Below are 11744 nucleotides of genomic sequence, written 5' to 3' on the forward strand. Positions count from 1 at the left end.
TGCTAAATCCATAATGCTTCATTTTTATACATCGCAAAAATATAAGAATGAAAAAAGGGCGACAAGATAGAATCGCGGAGACGCTTACATAGATCCAATGTATTGGTCATATAGATCTAACACGTTGGATATATATATCGTGCGTCTTGGGTATATATAGCCAACAACTCAAGTATTAATAGCCTAAATACAAAGTATTAATAGTCGATAGCTCAAATGTTAATACTTGATGGAGCGTTTGCTATGAGCTTATTAATTTTAGCTGATAGCATATTCGTTTTTGCTTATAGCATATTTACTTTAGCTTATGGCATATAAAAAGAACAGTGAAGAGTGTGAAGGATGATTCTTTATTATTTTATGTACCTCTTCCACCATAAATATCTGGTCTATAACTATTCAGCTAACGGTGAAACTGATGAACCTTTATTTAAAACTATTAGAGAATTACATAAGTTCGATATTAATAAATGCAACCGCCGTTACTGTAATGGTGATTTCGTTAATGAAAAACAACACAATATACAATGGGTGGAAGTCTTATCAAAAGAAGCCCTACAAGATTAAAACATAAAACTAAATCCTTTATCGTGAGAAGCTTTATATTTTTGAATTTCCAAAGACAGTGATTTTTTCAATTGCACCGCCATGAAATCCAAAAAAGGCTGGTTGGTTTCATCATCTTGCGCCTGTTGTAAAGAAAGGATATAATCTGCCCTATCCTCCTTAAAAATCTTAGCGGGGAAAAGATGATAGCAGAATTGAATATAGTTCATCAATAAGCGAGCTGCTCTCCCGTTGCCATCCACCCAAGGATGAATAGTCACTAAATTGAGGTGAGCATTAAAACTTAATTCGTATTGTTCACGGAACGTTTCCACATTCTTTTGCCGTTCCTGCAACAAGAAACAAAGTTCTTCTACTTTAACAGGTACTTTTTGATAACCCACATAAGAACGCCCACCTACACCAGCCGTAACGCCACACAAACGGAACTCACCTCTGGAAGAATCGAAAGAGCCGCCTATTGTATTATGCCTTCCCCCTGTTGTCCGCATCAAAGTAGCGTTTAACTTCTGCAAAAAAGCAGGAGTTATAACAGTATTGCGTTGCGCTTCCTTTTTAGCAAGCTCGTATGCTTTCTTCAAGTCCTCATTCATCAGATGATATACCAACGGCTTTCCTTTAGCTGTTACACCTTCATCGAAAAGAAGCTGTGCATCCATTTCGGTTAGTGTAGAACCCTCAATGGCTGTAGAATGGGTAATAAGAGAATAGAGGTAGTACTTCTCATAGTCCACCGACTGACTGATACCGAGTTGCTGAAACTCCTTATACAGTTCCTCTATTTCCAGCCAAATACCTTTTTCCATAATTAGGTTACCTTAATTGTTATTTTTCCCAAAATTACTTCTGATACAACACTTTACCAAGCGAAACGACTACTTTCTTACTATTTTTTTGCAAACGCTGGGAAAATTAGGCAATAAAAAAACGCTAAGTCGATTTGTTGCAATCACTTAGCGTTTTCCGAGTACCCAGACTTTCTGTCATCTCCTTAAAAAAATCTCTAACCAAACATCTACCTATTTCAACTCAAATGGTACAGTACCTTTAATATCTCTGGATGAACTACCGATGATTGCCTCAAACTTACCCGGTTCGGCCACCCATTCGTGTTTAGCATCATCGAAGAAGCTCAATGCTTTCTTATCAATCGTCAGCGTTACCGCCTTCTCTTCTCCCGGAGCCAGTTTCACTTTCTGAAAACCTTTCAACTCTTTTACCGGACGAGGGAGAGAGGATTTCTTATCACTGATATAAAGCTGAACAACTTCCTGACCTTCACGAGTTCCTGTATTCTTCACATTGACCGTGAAAGAGATAGTATCATCTACTGTCATTGTTTTCTTGTCAGCCGAAGGCTTTCCATAAGCGAAAGTAGTGTAGCTCAATCCGTGTCCGAACGGGAACAGCGGTTTGATTTTTTCTTTATCCGCCCAACGGTAACCTACAAAAATATCTTCCCGATAGATTTCATTAATCGTATCTCCTCTATGTTTAGACTGTGCCAGTTCCTCCTTATTGCCCGGATATTCGCCCAATTTATGAGCCCCTACATCTTCCAGTTTTGCCGGGAAGGTGAAAGGAAGTTTTCCCGAAGGATTGGCGTCTCCTACCAATACGGAAGCAAGAGCTGTTCCGGCTTCCGAACCCAGGAACCAGCCTTGTACAATGGCCGGCACTTCATTTACCCAAGGCATAGCCACAGCATTGCCGGAGATATTGACCACGATCAGGTTTTTATTCACCTTTGCGAGTTCACTAATCACTCTATCCTGTGCGTATGGTAAACCTAAAGAAGCACGGTCCGAATCTTCACAATCCTGATGATTGCTCTTGTTCAAGCCACCGAAGAAGACTACATAGTCGGCATCTTTAGCCACTTGCAAAGCTTCTGCAAGCAATTCATCTTCCGAACGGTTATCTTTCAAGTCCTGACCGGTTTTCACACCGTTATACTCTCCTGTCGGGTCGCCTACATACCCACGGGCATATACTACTTCTGCTTTTGAGCCCACACGACTTTTCAGTCCATCCAATGGAGAAATTTCATATTTCACTTTCAAAGAAGAACTACCACCGCCCACAGTCATCATCTTAATGGCATTTTCACCGATAACGGCTATTTTCTTAGCTTTATTCAAATCGATAGGCAATAAGTTACCGTTGTTCTGCAACAGTACAATCCCTTCTTCTCCAATCTGACGTCCGGCTTGCCCGTGTTCGGGAGAACCTAAAGAGCCAAATGGTTTGTGCGGGTCCATTGAAGTACGGAAAATCAGACGAAGGACATTACTAACCTTTTCATCCAGTTCCTTTGTTCCTACTTTACCCTCTTTTATCAGTTTCAGGTAAGGGAAAGCAAGGTAATAATTATCATACGCATTTCTCGTTCCGGCAGACAGTCCGTTCGTCCATGAACCAAACTCCAAGTCCATGCCATTGTGAATAGCCTGTTCGGTGTTGTGCACACCTCCCCAGTCGGACACTACAACGCCATCAAAACCCCATTCATCACGAAGAATATCTTTAAGCAGACGTTTGTTGTGACAAGCGTGCTGTCCCTGATAAAGATTATAAGAGCCCATAATCGACCATGTTCCACCTTCCTGAACAGCCGCTTTAAAAGCAGGCAGGTATATTTCATAAAGAGCACGATCACTCAATTGCACATTGGTGGTATGACGGTTGAACTCCTGATTGTTCAATGCATAATGCTTCACACAGGCAGCTACCCCATTCTCTTGTACACCTTTGATGTAAGGAACCACCATAGTGGCGGACAGATACGGGTCTTCTCCCATATACTCGAAGTTACGTCCGTTCAAGGGAGTACGGTAGATATTCACACCGGGCCCCAACAAGATGTCTTTCTTGCGGTAACGCGCCTCTTCACCGATACTTTTCCCATAAAGATGCGACATTTCGGGATTCCATGTAGCAGAAAGACACGTCAATGCCGGATAGGCAATACAGGAATCGTTTGTCCATCCAGCCTGATCCCATTCATCCCACAACACTTCCGGACGGATACCATGAGGACCGTCGGTAGCCCATACTTCGGGAATTCCGAGGCGGGGAACGCCTGCCGAACTAAATTTAGACTGTGCATGAATCATCTTCACCTTTTCTTCAAGGGTCATCCGGTTCAATGCATCTTTCACTCTCTCTTCGATAGGCTTACCAGTGTCCAGATACACGGGCTTCTGCGCAAAGGCAGGCAACGCAGTTATCACAGACAAGCCAAGTAACATTGCTTTGAATTTCATGTTCATTTATGATATAAGAAATAAGTTCATACTTTATTTATATAGACTCCCAAACAGGGGATATTTCCTAGTTGCGGACGAGTTTATTAATGTTTTTTACATTATTCCGACCAAAGATGAATCCTGAAAGGGTACAATTCATCATACCCTTTCAGGATAGTTTCAATAAAAATCCGGCATTAATCTTCAGATCAATTTATTTTCTCAACCTTCAGATCAGCATTTGCATTGCCATTCGTTACATCAATGGTAAATCGATAGACAGCTCCTTCTTCAAATGCTTTATTATCCTGCATTTCCAAATTTCCGGAATCTGCAAGTTTAAGCTGTTCCACTAAAATAGAGCTTGCATAATTGCCGAATTCTCCTCCCCAATCATTTTGATGGAAGAACTTAAAACTAATCACTTCCGGGTCACCACTAGTCTTCAACGTTTCCCCGGCTTTCAAGGTTAGCTGATACTTTTTAGAAGCAACTTGCGCCAGACAGAGCGCTTTACTTGGCTCCCAACCTACTTCGGAAGACGTAACAGAAGGCTTACCGATTCCTTTTCCGATAGCCCAGATTGCACCCGTTCCGTCATCTTGCAATTTGGCCGGTTTACCATCTTTCAAAGCCATTACAGAAAAATACTTCAAAACAGCATTAGCTGTCACCCGATAATCTCCGTTAATCGGCAGGAACTTCAATGCACCATCACTTTGTTTCTCAAAGAAGTCAGGATCGATCCACCATTCATTCAAATTATCAATGCCTGTAACAGTTATCATTTGTCCTTGTGTAAACGCCTGATCCGACTTATATATATCAGTATCTGTCACCTCCATCTTATCATTACCAAAGAAAATATCCGGTGCAGGTAAATCTACCTTCCCTACTTTCTCCACTGTCAACACAGCCTTGGTATTGCCTTTCGTCACATCAACTGTAAACCTGTAAATACCTCCTCTTTCGAACTTTTGACCTTCTTCCAGTCCCAAGTTTCCGTCCGATGAGATTTTAACCAATTCACTCGTTGTAGAAATAGCATCACCCTTAAACTCGCCGTTGTCCCATTTATTGATATGGAAGAACTTAAAGTTAATATCATCCACTTTCATGGTAACGCCAGCTATAAATGTCAGCTGATACTTCTTCGCAGTAAGCTGTGGCATACACAGACCGTTTTCCGGAGTCCACCCTACTTCAGAAAGTGCCACCGACGGTTTACCGATTCCTGTTCCAATAGCCCAGATAGCACCTGTTCCATCATCCTGCAACTTGGCAGCCTCACCATTCTTCAAAGCAATGACAGAGAAATACTTCATTTTACCATTGGCTGTTATTTGGTAACTTCCGTCAATCGGCAGGAATTTCAATGTTCCATCTTCCTGCTTTTCAAAATAATCCTGGTCTATCCACCAATTATCATAATCAGGCACCCCTTCAAACGCTAGAATGTCATTCTTCTTCAAAGTCAACTTGATTGCATAGATATCATTCTCTACCAATTCCATATCTTCACCGTTCACCTTTAACTTGGCAAATGGTTCTGCCTCGTAAGTCAACGTATTAAACTTGATAGCATAATTTCCCGGTTCCGTATTAGAAAATGAGATAGCATTAGTAGAACCGGCTTCAATCGTTCCATTCTCCCAGCCGAAGGTCAATTCGTTCCCATTCTCTCCCACTTTCGGAGTCTTGATATACGCTTTCATCTTTTGCGAGAAGCCTCCTGTCACACTATACTTGTACATGGATTGACGTTCCATCCGGTACTCTTTTCCTTCCTCATCCACTAATGTCAGATAGGGGAAGTCCGGTCGTGCCAGAGCGAGTTCTTTCGTCATTTCTGTGGTAGTAAAATGAATGTTCTGAAGAATATATTTCAAAGTTGCCTTTCCATTAGGAATATTAGCATAATAAGGAACAAAGATTTTACCAGTATAGTCATTTCCGCTTGTCTTTGTACGGATGACCGTTTCAGACACTTGTTCTTCTCCATAAAAAAGCTGTGCTTTCAACGTAGAAAGAGGCACATCCACATCCGAGGCTTTAATCGTAAACGGAAGACTGTCACCAAAAAGAGCGTCTGCATTCTCTGCTTTGATTTCCATACTCGGATTACCGGGCAAGAATTCGTCATCATTACAGGAGTTCATGGATAACATTCCTGCCAAAGCCAATATAATATAACTGTTTTTTTTCATTGTCTTGATCGTTTTAAGGTTCTTATTCCGACTTTGCCCAACGATAGGAAGTCACAGATTTGCCCGGAACATCATAAGCAAAATGACGCTTACCATCACTTAAGGTTATCTTTTTAGTCTTTTCATTATTATTCATCAGTACAAAAGCGTATGTTCCATCCGGATTCTCGAAAGCAGAATACATGATATTGCTATCAGCATAGCCGGATGCACCGATACGTACCGCTCCCGGTTTCACCACACTTGAGAGATGGGCGATGATATAATAATGTGAGTTGCGGATAATTGTCTTATAGTCGCTATTACTGATATCCACCGCTCCGTAGCAAGTCTGGCAACCGCCTTCACGGTTAGGAGCACGGTCATTATCAAGCATCAGGTTCCATACTATAACTCCCCTACACCAGTTGTTGATCGTACCCAATGCTACTTCTTTCATATCTTCCAGCAATCGTTTCGACAAATCACGTCCGCTATTCCATGTTCCGATAGAAGTCTCCGTGAAAAGAAGTTCCTTTTCAGGATAGGCTTTATGTATATTTAAAAGCTCTTCGCGATTCCCGCCATAGTTGTGATAAGCTGCTCCAGCCAGGTATTGGGAAGCTGCTGCGTCCTCATACATCTTACCGGGGTAGTTCTTTTCTGTTGCAATATCACTATAATCATAGTTATGATCGTATGCATAAATTTTCGTAGCCAGTCCGGCTGCCTTGAATTTAGGTCCGAGTGCTGTTTTCACAAAGTCCCTCTGTTCTTCCCAACTCATATAAAGCGAAGCGGAATTACCACGGTTTAACGGTTCGTTCTGGGGAGTTACAGCATAAATATCAATGCCTTCGGCGTTGAATGCTTGTACCCATTTCACAAAATAAGTGGCATAGTCCTGATAATAGGCTGGATTCAGCTGACCGTTTGTCCATGAATCCAGCGGAGTAAGATCTGTGAGGCTCTTTACTTTCATCCATTTTGGACAAGTCCAAGGGGCGGCAATGACTTTAATAGAAGGATTGATGCTCAAAATCTCTTTCAGAATCGGAAGGATATAGTCTTTCTCTTCACTTTGCAAAGCAAAATGCTCAATACCTTTCGTATCGCAGCAGGTATATTCGCTCAATGAAAAGTCCGAGCAGCCGATAGAGATACGGATATAGCTAAATCCGAAGCCTTTGTCGTCAGAGAATGTTTCCGTAAGGAAGGCGTGACGATCTTCCGGTTTCATTTGCAGAAGATTAAAACAAGTGGCGCCTGTGATAGCAGCTCCGAAGCCGTCCATTGTCTGATATTGTTCAGTCGGATTCAATGTGATTGAAGTAGGTGCCAAATTATCTTTCGAGCTGAAATTAACGGCATCACGGGTCAAATCGCGAGTCAGGCTGCTAGTGGTCGCATAAATAGTCACATCTCCGGTCGGAACAGGTGTAACCGGTTTCTCCGCATCGTCACTGTTGCTGCATGCAGCTAATATGGTGAAGCATCCTAAAAAGGTCAATGCTATATTTCTCATGTCTATCATAATCTTAAGTTTTCTATGTTTTTAGTTGAATTAATAACCCGGATTCTGGTGAATCTTATCATTCGCGTCGATTACCGACTGCGGAATTGGCAAACGATAGGAGTTCTTATCAAAAGTATAAATCTGCGCTTTGCGACCTGAATCCTTGGAATACACTGCATTCATCACCTCTTCTACCTTGTCCAGACGGACCAGATCAAACCATCGTTGTCCCTCAAAAGCCAGTTCTAACCGACGTTCTTTAAGTAAGGCATTCAGCAGGACGTTTTTGTTTGAACGGACAGAGGTGGGAAGTGCTCCCAATTTGGCACGGTCGCGAACTTTATCTATTATATCGGCGGCTCCTTCCAAATCCGGCGTATCCTGCATAATCAGTGCTTCTGCTTTCAGCAACAGGACATCGGCATAACGGTACTTGATAATACTGCTGTTGGCAGAGCGGCATTTATACATAAACGGATAATTATCAGACGGATAATAGTTGCTCCAATTACAATCGTAATAGACTATTGATTCTTTGAAACGGACTTCATCCCCTTCCTGTTTGAAAGCACTAATCAGGTCACGTGACGGAGTCACCCATTTCGCCCACGTGAAATTGTTATTCCAATTCACGAGATCACGCCCGAACATCCATGTACACCAGTTACCTGCTCCGGATGTAAATTGTGCTTCAAGAATCGATTCTTTTGTATTACGCATCTTTGCATCTGTTCCCGCAGCATTCATTCCAAACAAATCACTGAAATCATCTACCAGATCAAAACCGTCTGCTTTCACCTCATCACAATATTGGATAACTTTCGTATAATCACGCAAAGGTTTCTCGGCATATATTTTAGCCAATAAGGTACGAGCTACAGATTTGGAAAACAACGTCTTATTCCCCGGCGTATTGTCCGGAGCATACAATACTGCATCCAACAAATCCTTTTCAATCTGCTGATAAGCTTCAAGTTCCGTATTTTGTTTGGGGAAATATTGTGGATATACCTCATCAATGTTTTCAGAAGTAATATCATCAGCCACCGTTGTAATCACAGGGAAATCACCCCACAGACGTACCATGTCAAACATTACCATGGCACGGAATATCTTCGCTTCTGCTTTGTATTGCGCCCGTTCGGCAGTAGTCAACGAATTATCTGTCACCAGGTCAATGTTACAAATGAGTTTATTGGCACGGGCCACATCCTCCAAATAACGGTTCCAGTCACGTTCCAACACAGAATTGGAACCTTCAATAGAGTTATTCTCAAACGGGACAACTTCCGCTCCGGTAGTACCGGCATAAGCATTATCCGAATGGGAGTCTGAAATCAAAAGTAAATCCACATACCAATGTTCCTGACGGTCACGCATTTGATTATAAAGCGTTGTCAGATGACTTTCAACTGCAGCTTTATCCTTGAATACGATTTTTGTACCATCACTTGTCACTCCTTCCGTCACATCCGAATAGGTGTCTAATGGCTCATAATTCAGCGAGCAGGAAGAAAGTCCCAATAGCAAGCCGGAGGTTAATCCGTAAAATATAGTTCTTAGTTTCATAATCTTTCCTTTCATTAGAATTCAACATTAATACCAAACACGTATGATCTGCAATGCGGGTAAGTACCCCAATCGATACCTTGTACCGTACCGCTGTTACCCCATTGGTTTACTTCCGGGTCCATTCCCGAATAGCTGGTCCATGTCAGCAGGTTAGTAGCCGTGAAGTAAGGTTGCAAACGGGTAATTCCCCATTTCTTCAATAGTTTACCTTTAACGTTGTAGGACAAGGAAACATCCTTCAATCTTAGATAACTGCCATCTTCTACAAAATAGGTAGAATTGAGCAATTTGAAATTAGCCTTAGGCACGTCTGTTATCTGTCCGGGTATTTTCCAACGATTCAGTACACGAACCGACTGATTCTTACCATCATACATACCTTCCGTTTCAATACGTGAAGCATTATAAATATCGTTTCCATAAGAACCTTGGATAAAGATACTCAAGTTAAAGCCTTTCCATGAAAAGGTATTAGTCATACCATAGGTGAAATCCGGATTCGGATCACCGATATAGGTACGGTCGGAAGATGATATTTTACCGTCATTGTTCAAATCACGATACATCAATTCACCGGTTTCAGGATCTACCCCATCACTTATATAACCGTAGAAACCTCCCAAAGCACGGCCCGGCTCATTACGTACCACATAGTCATTCACCACATCCGCAGTTTTAGCATCGTAATAAACTTTCTGTAATTCCAGTTTTGTCAATTTATTCCGGTTAAAAGAGATATTGAAGTCTGTATCCCATGTAAATGCTCCTCCACGAAGATTTTTCGAACTAATAGAAAGCTCAAAACCCTTATTTACCATTTCACCCTCGTTACGGGCAATAGACGTAGCGGCTGCGGCACCGGCAGGTAATGACACATTCATCAACATGTTTTTGGTCTTCTTATAATAATAATCGGCATTAAACGTCAACCGTCCATTCAATATGGTCAGATCCAGACCTATATTGGTCTGTGTCGTGGTTTCCCATGTTAAATCAGATGTACGCAAGTTGGCCTGGCTAATGGTAGGAACAGCATTTGCATAATCAGTAGAATCACCTTCGCCGCCTTTCTTAAACCATTCGATACGACCGATATTGTAACGCTGCAAATATGCATAGTCACCAATGCCCGACTGGTTACCGGTTTGTCCCCAGCCACCGCGCAATTTTAAATCGTCAATCCATGTAAGGTTCTCCATGAACTTCTCCGAAGAAATACGCCAGGCTGCAGAGAATGAAGGAAATACGCCCCAACGATGATCGGGATGCAATTTAGAAGAACCATCGGCACGAAGATTAGCTGTTACCAGGTATTTACTGTCGAAGTTATAAGCTACACGTCCGAAGAATGACATAATTCCCCATTGGGACGCACCCGTACCCGTATTATCCCAAGATATTTTATTGGCAGCATTCAATGTTTGAATCTGATCGCTACGATAGTGGGAGCCATTGATCCAGCTATTTGAATAGTCTGAATCCGTCCATGACGAACCGGCCATTACTTCCAAGCCATGTTTCTTGAAGTTTTTATTATAAGTCAATACATTATCAAATGTCAGCACTGTGTTCATATTCCGATTGTCCGAAGCCTCACCGTACTGATTGCGGCCCCAAGCAGTAGAAATCGGATCAAGAAAAGTGGTATTAACGGCGTTGCGACGGTCAAGAGTAAGAGTAGACTTAAACTTCAGTTCCGGAAATGGAGTCAGCAATATATTACCCGATGCCAACAAGCGGTTTTCTTTGTCTTTGTTATTTTTCGCACGGGCCATATTTTCTAATGGATTGGTGATATTCCCCACTCCATAGAAGTTATTGTAATACTGATTAGGGTTCAAAGCATCCCACACCGGCGCATAAGTCGGTGTATTGATAACAGCCAGAATAACACCACCCCGATTCGAGCCTGTTCCCATTGCTCCGCCTCCATTGCTTGTATAATCTGAATAAGAGATATTAGCACTTACTGTCAGCCATTTACGAACCTGATTTTCCAGATTTACCCGGAAATTGTAACGCTTGTAATAAGAGATGTCCAACACTCCCTGTTCTTTGAGGTAACCCGCAGAAAGGTAATATTTCATTTTCTCATTACCATTGGATACAGCTACCTGATAATTTTGAGTCTTTCCGGTCGTATACGTTTCATCAAACCAGTCGGTGCGGTCGGGTAATCCGTCCGGCAAAGACACTAGTCCGATTTCATCCTGCAATTCTTTATATTGTGCTGCATTCAGGGATTCTACTTTATCGGCCACTTTGTTCAAACCGAACTGGGCTGTCAAAGAAACTTTGGCATTACCGGCTGCACCGGCCTTCGTAGTAATTAGAATGACTCCGTTAGCGGCACGCGAACCGTAGATAGATGCCGATGAAGCATCTTTCAATATCTGCATACTCTCAATATCATTCGGAGAAAGGAACTTGATATTGTCTACAGGCACTCCATCTACTACATACAACGGATCATTACTACCATTCATTGAAGTAGTACCACGAACACGGATAGACATTTCACCGCCCGGCGTACCGTTAGGCTGAATCACCGAGACACCGGCTGCCTTACCTTGAATGGCCTGTCCTGCCGAAACGATAGGCCGCATATCCAAATCCTTGGTAGATACGGAAGAGATAGCGGTAGTCACATCTTTC

At 42.2% G+C, this 11744-nt stretch carries 6 protein-coding genes; all 6 read right to left on the reverse strand.

Annotated features, from left to right (window positions below; genetic code table 11):
• Window positions 1–563 precede the first annotated feature (563 nt).
• On the reverse strand, window positions 564–1373 hold the full coding sequence (locus KQP79_RS25015) for a Fic family protein (RefSeq protein ID WP_004309893.1): 810 nt from the start codon (window positions 1371–1373) through the stop codon (window positions 564–566).
• A 213-nt stretch (window positions 1374–1586) separates the two neighbouring features.
• The gene (locus KQP79_RS25020) at window positions 1587–3839 is read right to left on the reverse strand and encodes a glycoside hydrolase family 3 C-terminal domain-containing protein (RefSeq protein ID WP_008770461.1); all 2253 of its coding nucleotides are present in this window, start codon (window positions 3837–3839) and stop codon (window positions 1587–1589) included.
• Between the two features lie 185 nt (window positions 3840–4024).
• Window positions 4025–6022, reverse strand: coding sequence for a DUF5125 domain-containing protein (locus KQP79_RS25025; protein ID WP_061447858.1), 1998 nt, complete (start codon window positions 6020–6022; stop codon window positions 4025–4027).
• A 22-nt stretch (window positions 6023–6044) separates the two neighbouring features.
• Window positions 6045–7535: a glycoside hydrolase family 30 protein gene (locus tag KQP79_RS25030; protein WP_009040968.1), complete on the reverse strand. Its 1491-nt coding sequence runs from the start codon at window positions 7533–7535 to the stop codon at window positions 6045–6047.
• Between the two features lie 30 nt (window positions 7536–7565).
• Window positions 7566–9101 (reverse strand): RagB/SusD family nutrient uptake outer membrane protein, encoded by a 1536-nt coding sequence (locus KQP79_RS25035; protein ID WP_081104610.1) that lies wholly within the window; start codon window positions 9099–9101, stop codon window positions 7566–7568.
• Window positions 9101–11744, reverse strand: a 2644-nt coding sequence (locus tag KQP79_RS25040) for a SusC/RagA family TonB-linked outer membrane protein (RefSeq protein ID WP_264386579.1), incomplete at its 5' end; no start/stop codon positions are given. The genes KQP79_RS25035 and KQP79_RS25040, both read right to left, overlap by 1 nt.

The sequence above is a fragment of the Bacteroides sp. DH3716P genome (genome assembly GCF_025914115.1).
GTDB classification, from domain to species: domain Bacteria; phylum Bacteroidota; class Bacteroidia; order Bacteroidales; family Bacteroidaceae; genus Bacteroides; species Bacteroides ovatus.

Coding starts and splice junctions, on each gene's coding strand:
- KQP79_RS25015 (WP_004309893.1), bottom strand. CDS start 1,373: ATGGAAAAAGGTATTTGGCTGGAAATAGAGGAACTGTATAAGGAGTTT.
- KQP79_RS25035 (WP_081104610.1), bottom strand. CDS start 9,101: ATGAAAGGAAAGATTATGAAACTAAGAACTATATTTTACGGATTAACC.
- KQP79_RS25025 (WP_061447858.1), bottom strand. CDS start 6,022: ATGAAAAAAAACAGTTATATTATATTGGCTTTGGCAGGAATGTTATCC.
- KQP79_RS25020 (WP_008770461.1), bottom strand. CDS start 3,839: ATGAACATGAAATTCAAAGCAATGTTACTTGGCTTGTCTGTGATAACT.
- KQP79_RS25030 (WP_009040968.1), bottom strand. CDS start 7,535: ATGATAGACATGAGAAATATAGCATTGACCTTTTTAGGATGCTTCACC.